This window comes from Bacteroides sp. 3_2_5, from assembly GCF_000159855.2.
Lineage (GTDB): Bacteria > Bacteroidota > Bacteroidia > Bacteroidales > Bacteroidaceae > Bacteroides > Bacteroides fragilis.
Genome location: NZ_JH636046.1, coordinates 347,289 through 364,353, shown reverse-complemented (window position 1 = coordinate 364,353; position 17,065 = coordinate 347,289). Strand labels below are relative to the sequence as shown.

11 protein-coding genes are annotated in these 17,065 nt (G+C 40.2%); 7 read left to right on the top strand and 4 right to left on the bottom strand.

What is annotated here, in order from left to right; all coding sequences use genetic code 11:
* Positions 1-11: 11 nt before the first annotated feature.
* Positions 12-365: an NVEALA domain-containing protein gene (locus tag BSHG_RS00700; RefSeq protein WP_005797207.1), complete on the bottom strand. Its 354-nt coding sequence runs from the start codon at positions 363-365 to the stop codon at positions 12-14.
* A 74-nt stretch (positions 366-439) separates the two neighbouring features.
* On the opposite strand from BSHG_RS00700, the gene BSHG_RS00705 reads away from it, so the two are divergent.
* Positions 440-1,375 carry a DUF1573 domain-containing protein gene (locus BSHG_RS00705; protein ID WP_008661641.1) on the top strand — a complete coding sequence of 312 codons (936 nt, stop codon included), beginning with the start codon at positions 440-442 and terminating at the stop codon, positions 1,373-1,375.
* Between the two features lie 304 nt (positions 1,376-1,679).
* Here the strand turns inward: BSHG_RS00705 and BSHG_RS23735 are convergent, their stop codons facing one another.
* The gene (locus BSHG_RS23735) at positions 1,680-1,910 is read right to left on the bottom strand and encodes a hypothetical protein (protein WP_008770051.1); all 231 of its coding nucleotides are present in this window, start codon (positions 1,908-1,910) and stop codon (positions 1,680-1,682) included.
* Positions 1,911-2,304: 394 nt separating this feature from the next.
* Here BSHG_RS23735 and BSHG_RS00710 point away from each other — a divergent pair, with 394 nt between their 5' ends.
* From BSHG_RS00710 to BSHG_RS00735, 6 genes are all read left to right on the top strand, one after another.
* A complete protein-coding gene (locus tag BSHG_RS00710) occupies positions 2,305-3,699 on the top strand; it encodes a hypothetical protein (RefSeq protein WP_005791929.1) in 1,395 nt (464 codons plus the stop codon).
* A 189-nt stretch (positions 3,700-3,888) separates the two neighbouring features.
* A complete protein-coding gene (locus tag BSHG_RS00715) occupies positions 3,889-5,949 on the top strand; it encodes an acetate--CoA ligase family protein (RefSeq protein WP_008770054.1) in 2,061 nt (686 codons plus the stop codon).
* A 99-nt stretch (positions 5,950-6,048) separates the two neighbouring features.
* Positions 6,049-6,537: a radical SAM-associated putative lipoprotein gene (locus BSHG_RS00720; RefSeq protein WP_008661636.1), complete on the top strand. Its 489-nt coding sequence runs from the start codon at positions 6,049-6,051 to the stop codon at positions 6,535-6,537.
* Positions 6,527-7,612, top strand: coding sequence for a TIGR04133 family radical SAM/SPASM protein (locus BSHG_RS00725; RefSeq protein ID WP_008661633.1), 1,086 nt, complete (start codon positions 6,527-6,529; stop codon positions 7,610-7,612). Before BSHG_RS00720 ends, BSHG_RS00725 begins: the two co-directional genes overlap by 11 nt.
* A gap of 101 nt (positions 7,613-7,713) precedes the next feature.
* Entirely contained in the window at positions 7,714-11,703 is a 3,990-nt protein-coding gene (locus BSHG_RS00730) for a two-component regulator propeller domain-containing protein (protein WP_008661631.1), read from the top strand.
* Between the two features lie 152 nt (positions 11,704-11,855).
* A complete protein-coding gene (locus tag BSHG_RS00735) occupies positions 11,856-13,889 on the top strand; it encodes a hypothetical protein (RefSeq protein WP_005791934.1) in 2,034 nt (677 codons plus the stop codon).
* 115 nt (positions 13,890-14,004) lie between these two features.
* On the opposite strand, the gene BSHG_RS00740 is transcribed toward BSHG_RS00735, so the two are convergent.
* Both BSHG_RS00740 and BSHG_RS00745 read right to left on the bottom strand, forming a co-directional pair.
* Positions 14,005-15,204, bottom strand: coding sequence for a 6-bladed beta-propeller (locus tag BSHG_RS00740; protein ID WP_008661629.1), 1,200 nt, complete (start codon positions 15,202-15,204; stop codon positions 14,005-14,007).
* A gap of 173 nt (positions 15,205-15,377) precedes the next feature.
* The gene (locus BSHG_RS00745; protein ID WP_008661628.1) at positions 15,378-17,060 is read right to left on the bottom strand and encodes a hypothetical protein; all 1,683 of its coding nucleotides are present in this window, start codon (positions 17,058-17,060) and stop codon (positions 15,378-15,380) included.
* Positions 17,061-17,065 lie beyond the last annotated feature (5 nt).

The following is a 17,065-nucleotide window of genomic DNA, read 5'->3' as shown; positions in this document are numbered from 1 at the left end:
TTGTTTTAAGGTTAATGTTCTATGCATATTAGACAAGTGCCTTTTACATAGCCAAATGTTGGCTTTTTATTATTTATTACGCCGCAAGATGTCATTCCTGCTTGTCCACTCGAACCATTGCACTCATAATGTGGTTCATTATCATGTTCCTCTGAGAAACTATAGTAACACGTTTGTTCTATCCATCTAATACATGCCCCTTCTTCACCGGCGGCTATTGCTTCCAGATTTTGTAACTGTACATTGGTTAAAACCGGTTGCTTATGATTCCAAGCGTACAATGCTGTGCATGCTATAATTATAGTTACTACAGCTTTGGATAAAGTTTGTTTCATACTATTTTTATTAAAGGTTATTATTTGCAAATATAGTTTATATTTACTTCTTATTTTAAAAAAAACAGTGTTAATATACGTGTTTATTAAAAATTTTATCTGTTTTGGGCTTGTGTGGCTATTTTTTTGTATATTTAGCCTCGGGTTTCGTGGTTTGTGTAAAATGCTTGTTGCTTATGAGGGCTATATTTATTTTTGTATGTATCCTGCTTTTTGTATCTTGTCAAAACTCTGATAAATCTCGGATTGCTCATATGATTGATGAGTGGGATGGAAAGGAAATTATTTATCCTGATGATCTGGTATTTACTACTATGGGAGAAGATACGGTAAAATGGTTTCTTAAAGATAGCCGATATACAATAGTGACTTATGCCGATTCCATTGGTTGTATGGGGTGTAAACTTAAGTTGCCCGTTTGGAAAGACTTTATTTCTTACCTTGATTCTGTATCGGATCATACGGTAAAAGTTATATTTATTCTTCATCCTCGAGATAAAAAAGAGATGGTTCATCTTTTGGTATATAATGATTTTTCGTATCCTGTGTGTCTTGATATAAAAGGCTCTTTCGATAAAATAAATAAAATCCCATCCAATTTGGCTTTTCAAACTTTTCTACTTGATAATAGAAATAAAGTGATTGCTATCGGAAACCCGATTCATAATCCTAATGTGAGGACTCTGTATTTAAACTTGATTTTATCTGATAGTATATGTGAAAGTCGAGATTTGATTCAGACGAAAATAAGCTTACCCGAAACGATTGATATGGGAGTCTTCGATTGGAGTGAAGAAAAAGAAGCAATGTTGATTATAAAAAATCTTGGAGTGGTTTCCTTGACGGTTGAAAATATAGTTACTTCTTGTGGCTGTACTTCGGTAGAATATAGTCGGAGGCCTGTCTCCCTGAAAGATAGCTTGGTGATTAAAATAAAGTATAAAGCTGAATCTCCGGGATATTTTAATAAAGATATTGCTATTTATTGTAATGTCCCGTCATCTCCTGTTTATGTGAAATTATCAGGGAAAGCTCAATAACTCTAAAGGAACATCCTGGTTATGTAATATCTTTGGTATAAGAATATTAGGTGATATTATATGTTCTTTACCTCGTCCCGCATACCTGGGCTCATCAGCCTGCATATACGGGACGAGATACAGAACAGACCGTTTCCGCTAAAGATAGTAAGGAAGATGAAATGCTTTCAAGGACATAAATGGATAAGAAAGCAATCCTATCTTGCTGCTTTTCAGATTTCTATTCCCGATTTACCTTCTAAAACAGAGGGTGGAAGATCGAAATGCTTTTTTGGGGGCTTCTTCAAATTTGGTGGTCAATTCTTTATTTCTTTTTTTTCAAGTTGATAATTGTCCTTTTTGCTTGCTTTAATAAGAAAAGACAGACACCGGCTGAATAAGATAGCTCAAGTTTCGGAAGTGAGTTTACGCCGCCTGAACCGGTGTCTTCATCCTTATACCTTTCTTCAATTAACATTGTTAACGTCCTTTGCAGGTTGTCAGGTTCTTGTGCGCAGATAACAAGTCTTTTGCATTTAAAGAACTTTTTATTCACATCCAAAGAACAAGTTTTAACTCTGTGTTAAAACAAAGCTTTTAAGGACAGAAGTCTTGCTTTTTTAAGATCTTGATTTTCAAATGGTTTAGTCTAAGATTCGCTTCTTTACCTCACGGATGGACTCTGCGGGTGAAAGCCGGGATACTTGCTTTTTTGTCAACTATAAAAGAGGGCTTACACTTCCGAAAACTGAATTAGATTCCATGAGTAAAAGAAAACTTACCACCAAATTTGAAGAAGAACCATTTTTTGTATGGAAGCACAAAAACGATGATGCCAATTTTTCTGCCAGGATAAAAAAGGCTGTATTTTCTCCGGATAATTGCAAAAAACGATATATCTTTGGAAGAGATCATTTTATTAACCTTAAAAGACTAAAGACTGATTCCTGATGAAGCATTTTACCGGCATATTATTTTTACTTCTTCTCTGTTTCTCTTGCACCCCGGTACATGATGCGCCATTGGAGCAGGCTCTCACATTGGCGGGAGACAATCGGAAGGAACTTCAACAAGTATTAGGGCATTACGAAGGCGATTCGTTGAAACATAAAGCTGCCTGCTTTTTGATTGAAAATATGATTGGTAAAGGAACTATCCGTTATTTGCTTCGGGAGAGTGATAGTTGTTATATACAACAAGAACCCGAGCCGGACTTAACGTGTATAACAGCCGACTATTTGATAGAAAACATAGATCTGGCTTTTGAAGTCTGGCAAAAGTATCCTTGGTGCAAACAATTATCTTTTAGAGAGTTTTGTCGGAATATATTGCCTTATCGGTTAAAACAGGAGCCTTTGGACCGATGGCGTTCTTACTATTATACACGTTATAAAATGACGGTCGACTCGTTGGCACGAGCAGGGGCTACCATGAGAGAGATTGTTTTCTTCTTTAACTCACAGCATGGAAAGAAATATCTTCATGATGCTGCCAAAATACCGGGGGACTTCTCTATCGAGTTGATAGAAAAGCTGGGAGGGGGCACCTGTGATCATCTGGCGTTGAATGCTGTACAGTTGATGCGTGCTGTCGGTATCCCCCTGAATCTTGATATTCTTCCATACCATGGCAAAGTGAATGGAGGACATGCTTATAACAGCTTTACCGATGAAAATGGAAAATTTTTCTATTTTTCTCCTTATGAGCGCGAACCGGAACGGAATCAATGGATTGCTCCTTTGGTACAGCGCGTCTGCTATGAACGTCAGCCAGAGCCGAAAATAGGGCGTAACCGTTGGAATGCACAATTGGCCAATCGTTTACTGAAAGAGGTAACTGCCGAATATTATTTGTCCGATAGTGTCCGGTTACCTGTACATACATCGGATACGGTGGCTTATATAGCTACTTTTAACCGTGGAGCTTTCAAAGTAGTGTCGCAGGGAAGAGTAGAAAGCAACAGTGTGCTGCACCGTGTGTTACCTTACGGATTACTTTATTTTCAGATGGCGGATAAGAAAGGAAAGTTGGTTCCGACAGGGAATCCGTTTGTGATGACTCCGGATAGCATTCACTTCATTACTCCGATCCGGCAGACCACTGTGCTGAATGGTATTCTTACGTATGATGTAAAGCGGGTTTTAGAGTTGGGCGATGAAGCATATACTTTGTATTATTGGAAAGACGGCTGGCAACCGGTTAAAGAAGTGACTTCTAAAGATTCTCGTACGCTCGATTTTGGAGAGGTACCTGTCCGGTCTTTGTTTCTTGTATGTGGAAATACTTATATGGGCCGTATGCAGCGTCCTTTCTTGTTGGAGGATGGAAAGCCGGTGTATTATTGACAGATGAGGCTTTTGCTAATATCTGTTTTTTATGAGATATATAAGGATAGTAGTGGAAAAAACAGTCATTTTCTGATAATATTGCCAGTTCGGAGATCTTCTTGCTTTGTATCTTTTAGGTGAGATTTGTTTGTCGGTTGTTTCTAAAACAATATATTTGTGAATGAATAATCGTATAATATGCAATCTATGATTACAACTCAGTTACTCCGTCCCCAGAGCATTGTCGTAGTGGGGGCTTCGAACAATACACATAAGCCGGGCGGCGCTATTCTGAAGAATCTGATTAACGGTGGTTATCAGGGAGAACTTCGGGCTGTCAATCCCAAAGAAACAGAAGTGCAGGGAGTGCCTTCCTTTGCCGATGCAAAGGAGTTACCCGATACAGATCTTGCTATTCTTGCTATTCCTGCAGTTCTTTGTCCGGAGGTGGTGGAAACACTGGCCGCAGAGAAGCAGACGCGGGCTTTCATAATTCTTTCGGCCGGATTTGGAGAAGAAACGCAGGAAGGCGCTTTATTGGAAGAGCGCATTCTTGAAACTGTTAATAAATATGGAGCGTCATTAATTGGCCCGAATTGCATCGGATTAATGAATACCTGGCATCACAGTGTGTTTACGCAACCCATTCCCAATCTGAATCCCCATGGAGTAGATCTAATTTCCAGTTCTGGCGCTACTGCGGTGTTTATTCTTGAATCGGCAGTGACAAAAGGACTTCAGTTTAATTCTGTGTGGTCGGTGGGTAATGCTAAGCAAATAGGTGTAGAAGATGTATTGCAATATATGGACGAAAATTTTGATGTCCGGAAAGACTCCAAGATCAAGTTGATTTATATAGAAAGCATCAAGAATCCGGATCGTCTGCTGTTCCATGCCTCTTCATTGATTCGTAAGGGTTGTAAAATCGCGGCTATTAAAGCAGGGAGTTCGGAGAGCGGAAGTCGCGCTGCATCATCTCATACGGGAGCTATAGCCAGTTCTGATTCAGCTGTGGAAGCTTTGTTTCGTAAAGCCGGTATAGTGCGATGCTATTCGCGGGGTGAATTGACAACCGTCGGTTGTATTTTTACTTTGCCTGAGTTAAAAGGAAAGAATTTCGCTATTGTCACTCATGCTGGTGGACCGGGGGTGATGCTGACTGATGCTCTTTCGAAAGGTGGACTCAATGTACCTAAACTGGAGGGTCCGGTCGCTGAAGAGTTGAAGAGCAAGCTTTTTCCCGGGGCTTCCGTAGGCAATCCGATTGATATTTTGGCAACCGGAACCCCCGAGCACTTAAGTATTGCCATTGATTATTGTGAAGAAAAGTTCGAAAACATAGATGCGATTCTCGCCATATTCGGCACACCGGGATTAGTGACTATGTTTGAGACTTATGAGGTATTGCATCAAAAGATGCTGACTTGTAAAAAGCCACTTTTCCCGGTTCTTCCTTCTGTGCGTACGGCCGGTGAAGAGGTTGCCTTTTTTTTAGAGAAAGGTCATGTCAACTTTGCTGATGAAGTGATGTTGGGAACTGCTTTGTCACGTATCATAAATGCTCCAAAACCTGCTGTTCCGGAAATTGAACTTTTTGGTGTAGATGTACCCCGCATTCGTAGGATTATTGATTCTATTCCGCAGAACGGCTATATCGAACCCCATTATGTTCAGGCGTTGCTTCATTCTGCCGGTATTCCGGTAGTCGAAGAATTTGTATCGGGTAATAAAGACGAAGTACTTGCTTTCGCGCGACGCTGTGGATTTCCGGTGGTGGCCAAGGTTGTGGGGCCGGTTCATAAATCGGATGTAGGAGGAGTGGTACTCAATATTAAAGGTGAACAGCATTTGGCGTTTGAGTTTGACCGCATGATGCAGATACCTGAGGCACGTGCTATCATGGTGCAGCCTATGCTGAAGGGAACGGAGTTGTTTATCGGGGCTAAATATGAAGAAAAGTTCGGGCACGTGGTGCTCTGTGGACTGGGTGGCATCTTTGTGGAAGTTTTGAAAGATGTTTCGTCCGGTTTGGCTCCTTTATCTTATGAAGAGGCTTATTCGATGATTCATTCCCTCAGGGCCTATAAAATAATACAGGGAACTCGTGGGCAAAAAGGAGTAAACGAGGATAAATTTGCAGAAATTATTGTACGCTTATCCACACTGCTTCGTTTTGCGACAGAAATCAAAGAAATGGATATAAATCCGTTGCTGGCAACAGAAAAGGAGGTTGTTGCCGTTGATGCCCGTATTCGCATAGAAAAATAAACATTACTTTCGGAATAAAAAAGAAGGATATCAGATGCAGTATTACACTTACTTCTGCGTTTATTAAAATGAGATGGACTTTAAACGCGAATTCTATATATGAAAAAGAAAAACGAACAATGGCTACGATACAGTAATCGGGCGCTTTCAGGATTACTTATGTTGTTTGGATTTGTGTCTTGTGACAATGGAGGTGGAGATATACCTGTAGAATATGGGATGCCTTCTGCTAAATATCGGGTGAAGGGCAAAGTGATTGATGCGGATACGCAGGAACCTGTACCGGGTATAGAAGTGGTCACCGGAGCTGTGCATACGGGCGATGGCAAAGAATGGCTCAGTTATCCGGATACGCTGATCACTGATAAAGATGGAGCTTTTGCTACTGAAAGGACGGAGTTTCCATCTAAAAAATATCGTTTTATCGTTCGCGATGTGGATGGTGATGCCAATGGTACTTATTCTAAGGATAGTGTCGAGGTAGAAGCCGGTGGATTTACAGGTGGCAGCTATTGGTACCGTGGAGAAACAAGTATTGATAAAACAATTGAAATCAAGAAGGAGACAGCAAAAGACAATGAAAAATAATTCTGGACGATTGTCACTTCGCAAACGCCTGGGGTTGGAAATAGCCTTAAAGATAAGAAATAACCTCAGGGAATTGCATCCGTTGCGTCAACTTTTCTGGGAATGTACATTACAGTGTAACTTGGCTTGTAAGCATTGTGGCAGTGATTGTCGAAAAATGTCGGAGCAGAAGGATATGCCTGCAGCGGATTTTCTTCAAGTCGTAGATTCGATTACGCCGCACGTCAATCCTAATGAGGTTAATATCATCATAACCGGAGGTGAACCGCTGATGCGGGATGATCTTGAAGAGGTGGGGATGGCTCTTTATCGCAAAGGTTATCCATGGGGGATTGTGTCCAATGGGTTGTATTTGACCCGCGAACGGCTCGATAGTCTGATGGCTGCCGGCCTGCATGCTGTTACGATCAGTCTGGATGGATTTGCGGAGGAACATAACTGGTTGCGTGGCAATCCGGATAGTTATGAAAAAGCGTTGGAAGCTATCAAGATGTTAGTGCATGAACCGGAACTGACATGGGATGTCGTGACTTGTGTCAATCGGAAAAACTACTCTTATCTGGAAGAGCTGAAAGCCTATCTGTACACTATAGGAGTACGTAATTGGCGTATTTTTACTATTTTTCCGGTAGGGCGTGCAGCCAATCATCTGGAATTCCAGCTAACAGACGAGGAGTTTACCGGAGTCCTGGAATTCATTAAGAAGGTACGGAAAGAGGGGCGTGTCCACTTGAGTTATGGTTGTGAAGGTTTTCTCGGTAAATATGAAAGTGAAGTACGTGATCATTTTTATTCCTGTAATGCAGGTATCAGTGTAGCTTCTGTTCTGGCAGATGGTTCGATCTCGTCGTGTCCCAGCATTCGCAGTAATTTCCATCAGGGCAATATTTATGAAGATGATTTTATGGAAGTGTGGGAAAAACGTTTTCAGGTATTTCGTAATCGTGAGTGGGCCCGTAAGGGAGAGTGTGCTGATTGTAGCTTTTTCCGTTATTGTGAGGGCAATGGTATGCATTTGCACAATGACAATGGAGACCTCTTGTTTTGTCATCAGAAAAGGATTGTAGAACTTTAAGAGACTATTTAGGACTATTTTTTCATAGATTGGGATAATTATTCTATTTTTCGGACTCCATTTGGCCTATATTTGTAGAGTTGTAATCCTTTCACTCCATCATGAAGAATACATTCTGCGTTTTAGCCTGTTTTTTCATTACAATCTTTTGCCAGGCGCAATCGGTTGAAGAACATTATTATTTTAAGAACCTGAGTATCCGAAACGGTTTGTCACAGAATACGGTTAATGCGATTCTGCAGGATCGGAAGGGGTTCATGTGGCTTGGTACCAAAGATGGCTTGAACAGGTATGATGGATTGTCTTTTCGTAAGTTTAAGCATGATGCTGCTAATCCACGTAGCATTGGAAACAGTTTTATCACTTCGCTTTACGAAGATTTCAATGGTAACATTTGGGTCGGTACTGATGCAGGAGTATATATTTACTATCCTGAGAAGGAGGCTTTTGAGGAATTCGATTGCCAGAGCTTGGAGAAGACAAGGATAGAACGTTCTGTTTCAATGATTGCAGGGGATAAGCAAGGCAGGGTTTGGATAGCTGTGGAGGCTCAGGGAATGTTCTGTTACGATACTCGTCAAAAACTACTTCGCAATTATCCGTTAAGTGAGATTTCTTCCAATATCAAATGTTTTACTTTCGATAGCGGTGGAACTCTTTGGCTCGGATTTTATGGTGACGGTCTTTATTACTCCAAAGATAATCTGGCAACTGTGCATCCTTATGGATCGCCAGAAGATGGTAAAAGAGAATTTGAAGGAGGAGTAATCACCAAAATAGTTCAAGGAAACTATAATTGTTTGTATATTGGTTCTGTGAAGGAAGGTGTGAGTGAGTTGAATCTGACTTCGGGGCAAGTGCGTAACCTGTTGGCTATCGATGAGAGTGGTGAATCTATTTTTTGTCGTGATCTGCTGCCATATTCTGATAATGAATTGTGGATAGGGACTGAGTCCGGGATTTATATTTATAATTTGCGTACAGCGCAATTCATTCATTTACGTGCTTCTCTTTATGACTCTTATTCTTTGTCAGACAATGCTATCTATGCTTTATATAAAGATCGTGAAGAAGGGCTCTGGATCGGTTCTTATTTCGGAGGAGTGGATTATTATCCCAGACAATATACCTATTTTGCAAAATATTATCCTAAGAATATAGCAAATAGTCTGCATGGTAAGCGGGTACGTGAATTCTGTCGGGCGGATGACGGTACTTTGTGGATAGGAACGGAAGACGGCGGATTAAATCACTTTAATCCGAAAACGAAAGAATTCCACTTTTTTGAGCCAAGTGCCGGATTTACTAATATCCATGGTTTGTGCATGGATGGCAGTCATTTGTGGGTGGGAACATTCTCTAAAGGACTTCGGGTGATTGATACACGGACGGGAGTGGTTCTGAGGACGTATACGGAAGGTCATACTCCACATTCGTTGAACGATAATAGCATTTTCTCTATTTGTCGGACTTCTGCCGGAGAAATTTATCTGGGTACACTGTTTGGTTTACTGCGTTACAACCGTACTCAGGATAATTTTGACCGCATTCCGGAGTTGAATGGTAAGTTTGTTTATGATATTAAAGAAGATTCTTATGGAAATCTTTGGTTGGCAACTTATGCCAATGGAGCTTATTGTTATGACGTAAGTGTACGAAGATGGAAAAACTATGTATTTGATGCCGAGGATGAAAAGAGTCTGCCATATGATAAAGTGCTGAGTGTTTTTGAGGACTCGTATCGCCAGATATGGCTAACTACACAAGGTGGGGGATTTTGCCTATTTCATCCTGATACGGAAACATTTACACGCTATGGGCTGAAAGATGGACTTCCCAATGATGTGGTTTACCAGATTGTGGAAGATGATGATCGTTTTTTGTGGCTTACTACAAATAATGGGTTGGTCCGTTTTGATCCCAAAACCATGGAAATGAAAGTATTCTCTACTGCTAATGGCTTACCGACCAACCAGTTTAATTACCGTTCGGGATTTAAAGATGAGGCCGGTAACATTTATTTGGGTAGTATTAACGGATTTGTAGCTTTTGATCCCCGAACTTTCGCTGAAAACAGGCAGGTGCCGGCAGTAGCTATTACTGATTTCTTGCTGTTTAATAAAGAGGTGCCGGTTGGAGAAACCGATTCACCCTTGAAGAGCAGTATTACGTTTTCTGACAAAGTGGTACTCACTGCCGATCAAAATTCTTTTTCTTTTCGTATCGCTGCTCTAAGTTATCAGGCTCCAAGGATGAATAAACTGATGTATAAGCTTGAGGGCTTTGACGAAGGCTGGTTGACAATAGGAGAAAGCCCTTTGGTGACTTATTCCAATTTAGGCTATGGAGATTATGTGTTTAAAGTAAAGGCCTCTAATAGTGACGGAGTGTGGAATGAACAGGAGACTTCACTTCATCTTTCTATTCTTCCTCCATTCTACTTGTCCGGATGGGCATATTGTTTCTATGTATTATTTTTCATGGGGTGTCTGGTCTGTGTCATCTTCTACTTTAAAAGACGGAATTATCGGAAGCAACATCGTCAAATGGAAATGCTTGAACAAGAGAAAGAACGGGAAGTCTATCATGCTAAGATTGATTTCTTTACCAACGTTGCTCACGAAATACGAACTCCGCTGACCCTGATTAAAGGTCCTTTGGAAAATATTATCCTGAAAAAGGAAGTGGATTCGGAAACGAAAGAGGATTTGTATATCATGAAGCAGAATACGGAGCGTTTGTTGAATCTTACCAATCAGTTGTTGGATTTTCGAAAGACAGAAACACGGGGATTCCGGTTGAACTTTACTGAATGTGACGTTGTTGCAGTGCTTCGTGAAACCTATCTCCGTTTTACTTCTTTGGCCAAGCAAAAAGGATTGGATTTTATATTAGAACTTCCACAGGAGTGCTTTATGGCGGATGTCAATCAGGAAGCTTTGACAAAAATAATCAGTAACTTGCTGAATAATGGAGTGAAATATGCCTCTACTTATCTCCGGATTTCTTTGGAAACAGACGAAAAAGTATTTCACATACGAACTTTTAATGATGGGGAGATGATTCCTGATACAATGAAAGAGGAAATTTTTAAACCTTTCGTACGGTTGGATAAAGAAGATGAAGTAACTACCGGAACAGGTATCGGGTTGGCCCTATCACGTTCTTTGGCAGAATTACATCAAGGTAGTCTGATGATGGAAAAGGGTGAAGAGGTGAATTGCTTTTGCTTGACCTTGCCGGTGAATCAAGATTCTACAATTACTCTCTCGGCTGAAAACGTATCACAGGTTGAGGAGAACTCTTGTGGATGGGAACAGGAAGAAACCGATACGAAAGAAAAGAAACCGATGATTCTAGTGGTAGAAGATAATCCGGATATGTTAGCTTTTATCAGGAAGCAACTTACAACAGAGTATTCGGTTCTAACTGCTATGAATGGAATTGAAGCACTTGCTGTTTTAGATAATCATTATGTTAATCTGGTGGTGAGTGATGTAATGATGCCTCAGATGGATGGTTTTGAACTGTGTAAAACTATTAAGTCAGATTTGAGTTATAGTCATATTCCCGTTGTACTGCTAACTGCCAAGACTAATATTCAATCGAAAATCGAAGGATTGGAACTGGGGGCTGATGCTTATATTGAAAAGCCTTTCTCTGTGGAATATCTGCTCGCAAATATTTCCAGCCTGATTCATAATCGTGAAAAGTTACGTCAGACTTTTGCGAAGTCACCCTTTGTGGCAGCCAATACGATGGCTTTGACCAAAGCCGATGAAGAGTTTATATGGAAGTTGAATGATATTATTCAGGCTAATCTGCATAATCCGGAGTTCAGCATGGAAGATATGGCAGATGCATTGAAGATGAGTCGATCCAGCTTCTATCGAAAAATTAAAGGTGTATTGGACTTAAGCCCGAATGAGTACCTCCGTTTGGAACGCTTAAAGCAAGCGGCACAATTGCTGAAAGAGGGCAAGAGTCGCGTCAATGAAATTTGTTATACAGTGGGATTTAATTCGCCTTCTTATTTCTCTAAATGTTTCTTGAAACAATTCGGGGTACTTCCAAAGGACTTTATAGGGTAATGCTAAAAAAAGGTCGGATATTGTTATGAATCTATGTGTTTAGGACATTTTTGTCATTAATTGGGTTATTTGTTTTATAAAAGAACTGCCGGTTAGGGTAACTTTGTCATCATCATTCGACAAATAGAAATTACTAAAATGAAAAGACCCTTATGAAAATGATTTTAAAGACAATGGTGTGTCTGGCAGTAGCTTTTTCCGGAACTGCAGGGGCAGCTAATTATTCTCCGGAAAAGTCACAAGCTTCTTTGGCACTTAAAGTCCCGGGGAATCCGGCTGTGGAATATCCGCTTACTCTCAGTAAACTATCGGATAGTTATTTCGATTATGAGTGGAAAGCAAAAGAGAAAATACCGGTAACTATCTTTCAGCAGATATCAACTGTGGATGATAAACAGCAGGTAACGGTGGTTCTGACGGCTATGGAAGATGTGTACTTCAATTTTGAAGAGCGAATCAGAACGGATTTTCGTCATGATGATTGCCAGTTTTATTTGCCAGGTTTCTGGTATCGTCGTAATTTACGTTCACCTAAAGAGGCTCCATCGTTTCATACTTCCGATAGCTGGGTAGTGCGTGAAGATAGATTGAGCACGCCTTTGACCGGTATTTTTGATGAAAAACAAAAGAAATACATGACTGTGGTCCGCCGGGCAGAATATATTCAGGACGCTTTGAGTACTCATAAGGAAGGTGAGGTGATTCTTTCGGGAACTACTTCACTCGGTTTCACCGGATTTGAAAATCTGGATGGAACGGCTGCTTTGGCATTTGGTTTTCCGTATAAAGAGGCTCCAAAAACCTATATTCGTAAACTTACACTTGCACCTTCAGTCACTGCTTTCCAACTATTAAAGAAAGGAGAGAGTATTTCACTAACTTGGGAAATTCATGAAGGAAAAGGGGAGGATTTTGCCGAGTTTGTAAGTCATACTTGGGAATATTGCTATGATACTTTTCAACCGAAACCTGTGGAAACGGATTATACTCCTGATTATACTAAAGAGATTCTTAGCCATTTTTTTATTGAGAGTTTTGTAGGTGATCGTCCTCTGAACTATAATTCAGGGGTACATATGCGTACTGATGATTGCCAAAATACAGGTTCGGCAGAGGTTGGTTTTGTGGGACGAGTTTTGCTGAACGCATTTAATGCCTGGGAATATGGCTGGAAGAATAATCGGGCTGATTTAAAAGAGAATGCAGCGAAAGTCTTTGATACTTATTTGGTGAATGGGTTTTCTCCTGCAGGTTTTTTCAAAGAGTTCGTTGACTACCGTACCGGTTATGAGGAGACGGTATTTAGCATTCGGCGTCAGTCCGAAGGTATTTATGCTATATTTCATTATCTGGATTTTGAGAAAAGAAACGGACGTAAACATCCTGAGTGGGAAGCGAAGGTACGTAAAATGCTTGATGTATTCCTGCAGTTGCAAAATCCGGAAGGAAGTTTTCCCCGTAAATTTAAGGATGATCTTTCTATTGTAGATAAGAGTGGCGGAAGTACACCATCGGCTACTCTGCCTTTAGTGATGGGGTATAAATATTTCAAGGATAAACGTTATCTGGAAAGTGCTAAACGGACCGCCGAATATCTGGAGAAAGAATTAATCTCTAAATCGGATTATTTTTCGTCTACTCTTGATGCAAACTGTGAGGATAAAGAGGCCTCTTTATATGCGGCTACAGCTACTTATTATTTAGCTTTGGTAAGTCAGGGCAAAGAACGTGAACACTATACGGGATTGACAAAAAAAGCAGCTTATTTTGCTTTGTCATGGTATTATTTGTGGGATGTACCTTTTGCACCCGGACAGATGTTGGGAGATATTGGGCTCAAGACGCGCGGATGGGGCAATGTATCTGTGGAAAACAATCACATCGATGTGTTTATCTTTGAATTTGCTTCTATACTAAATTGGCTTTCCAAAGAGTATAGCGAACCTCGTTTCTCACAGTTTGCCGAAGTAATCAGTACTTCAATGCGTCAGTTACTCCCTTATGAAGGGCATCTGTGTGGAGTGGCTAAGTGCGGATATTATCCTGAGGTAGTGCAACATACCAATTGGGATTATGGCAAAAACGGGAAAGGATATTATAATGATATATTTGCTCCGGGTTGGACAGTAGCTTCTTTATGGGAACTATTTTCACCGGGACGTGCAGAACAGTTTTTTCGGAAATAAAGAGTAATAAGTGAAACGATCAGAGGCCGGTAACGTTCTATTAGGAATATTACCGGTCTTCTGTATCTAAAAATAAAAATTCTTCTATAGGGAGATTTTTCTATAAACCATCTTGTTATTGTTTCAGTTTGGCGAACATTACAATATTATTGTCATTGTCATTTAACGTCTTGATCAAGTTCTGTACCTTTTTCTTTTTATCTGCGGTCAGTCCTTTTTTGTTTACTTCTTTCTCTAGTATCTCTTTCAATGCCATAGGCTCCATATTAGTGACATAATATCCATTGTTGAACGAAGGATAGATCGTCTGACTCGGGGTACTGATAAAATCGTTGTAAAGCCGCACATAATTGCCATGCAATGTTTTTTTGTCAACCATGTAATAAGCCGGTTTAGAGCCGGAGAATGTACTTTCGTCTATTTGTATTGGGAAAGAGACATCACCGATGAAATATTTGGGGATTTCATAATATGCATGCCAGGGGATTTTATCATTTGAAGGATACTTGACGGTGAAACGTCCTTCCAGTTTGTTGCTGGCGGTATTATAATGGTAGAGGGTATCTACACTTGGTTGTGGCATGATTTTCATTAACATCACATCGTAGGCAGCTGTGTTATTCCCCATTGACACTTCGTTACTGAAGTCTTGTGGCATGGCAAGGCTTCCCGGTGCTACAAAGTTTTTACGTTTACCCTTTAAATCTTGTGTCCAGACTACTGCCGGCCATTTAGGGAATGGCAGGACTGTGACTGTGACTTCTGACTTAGCTGTGTTTACCCGGAATTTTCCTTTAGGAACTCTCAGGCACAGGGGGATAGGATCCAATGCATTACCTTTCAAGTCGAATACCAATATCTTGCTGCTTTGCCAGGGTAGGATATAGATGCGATTATTGGCTTCGTCCAGTTGTTCGGCATAAGTGTTTAGATATTCATTCGGGCCTTGTCCATAAGATCCGATATTGGTGATAAATTTACCTGTCCGGTCGAATAGTTTATAAGGAGTTTGTTTGTTATTGCTCACTAAAATATATTTTTCTCCGACGGTTGTTCGTATCCAGCCGCCAATAAGTGCTTCGTCCCGATTGTCTAATTTTACAATCTGTAATTCTTCTGTTAACTGGCTCAATGGGAAGTTTACAGTATCTTTTAGTGCCTTCAGATCGCAACTGATTAGCGGACCGTTAGGGGTATTTGTTAGTTTGGCAACAGTAGGCGATTTGATAAATGGGTCGTTTTCACCGGTTGTAAAAGCAAAAGCAGGCAATAGACAACAGATTGCCAAACTGTGATAGATCATTCTTGTTTTCATAAGCATAAATAATTAGATGAATAATCAAACGCGTTTTGTAACAGCAAAATTAGATATTAAGGTAAGAGAAGGCAAAAAAACAGGCGGACAAGAATGATTGTATGAATATAGTTTAAATTGTTGTTTTATAAATGGTTATGTAAATATAGCCTCTTCGGATAGGCGGACAAATACTATCCGAAGTTTTGAAGAATGGCATCCAGGCTGAGAGTTTCGTCAGAAATATGCATCTTTTCTGTTTTAATTCGGTATTTGCGTTTGGTTATGGCCGCTTTGCTGACGCAATAGATATCCGATAGATCTTGTATGTTCACGTTAATCTTTACCAGGCAACAAAAGCAGATATCTTTTTCATTGAGTTGCGGATAATCTTCTTGCAGACGATCAACAAAATTATTAAATGCGTCATTTACCGCTTGCTTCACTTCACACCATTCTGCATCGCTTACAGTAATTTTCTTCCTATTCGGATTGTCATCTGTAGAGTTCTCGATGTGGAGAGAAGGAAGTTTCTGAAGGAAAGAAATATGACGGAACAAAGCTTCACGCATCTCGCTTTCTTTGTTGCGCATGATAATCTCTTTTTCGCGCAGTGCACTTAATTCGGCTTCTTTATGTAATAGTTCATTTTCATGTTGTAGCCGACGAGCTTCTTCTCCGGCCTGTTCTGCTTGTAGCCTTCGTTCCGATACTAGTCTTTTTTTCTTTTCCTGATGATAGAAAAAGAGTATTAGTAGAGCTATAAGTAATAAAATAACTGCTATTCCCCTCATCCACAGCTCTTTTTCTTGTTGGGTAAGGCGTAGTTGATAGAGTTCGTTCTGGAGCTTTACTTCATTATATTTTCTGGTGGTTTCTTTTGCTTTGAGGTTTGATGTGAGGTCTTTATATAGTATATCTTCTGTTTTAGCCAGATAATATGCCTGTTCCGGTTGCTGGGTCGCATTTGTCAGCTGGTATAAACGTGAGGTAGCCTCAATGGCGATATAGGGTGAAGTTGAGGTAGCTGCCTGTTTATAATAATATCCGGCCGAGTCCAATTGATGCAGGGACTGGAATATTTGGCCTCGGATCAATTGGTAGTAAGGTATATCATAGCGATTGCGACGATACAGGCGGAGGTTTTGCACAGATTCCAGTGCCTTGTCGAAGTCTTGCTGTCCTAGATAATAGTTTACGATGTCTTCGGCTATGGTGTAAGTTAGATAATGATATTCTTTGGAAGGAGCAAACCATTCCAACATTTTGTAATACCCTTCTATGACTTCATCGGTCTTTCCCATTTTTCTTAATATTTCCAATTGGGTCCGATGATCATAAAATAAAGAAAGAGTGTCATTAGAAGGGTTATTCAGGGCCAACACCTTATTAGCCAATTTTAGTGCTTCTGGATACTTTTTTTGATTGAAATAGGTGAATTTTTGTATGTTATAGTAATATCTTTGTTGGGTGGGAGTCATATACTCTGTTTTGTCCCGAAGCTCCCGGGCAGAATGTAAAATAGAATCCGGTTGATCTTTATAAAAGAAACTATTGGCCTGTTCCAGTTGGGCTTGTAACCATTGGGCAGTATCTCCAACATGTAGGAAAAGTGGGATACAGACTTTTAATAGTGAATCTTTGGGCTTTTGGGTTTTCCACAATGTGGCTTTATACAATTGAAAGCAGTATTCTGCCCGTTGTTTGTCACTCAGGTGATTGGGGGACTGTATTTGTTGAAGATAAAATAGCATACTGTCTGTAGAAATACCTTCCATTTCTACAGACTTCTTGAGTAAAGTCTGAGTTGAATCTTTACATCCGGTCACACAAGATAGTAAAGCTAAACAGAGTATAATAAGAAAGCTCTTTTTCATAATGC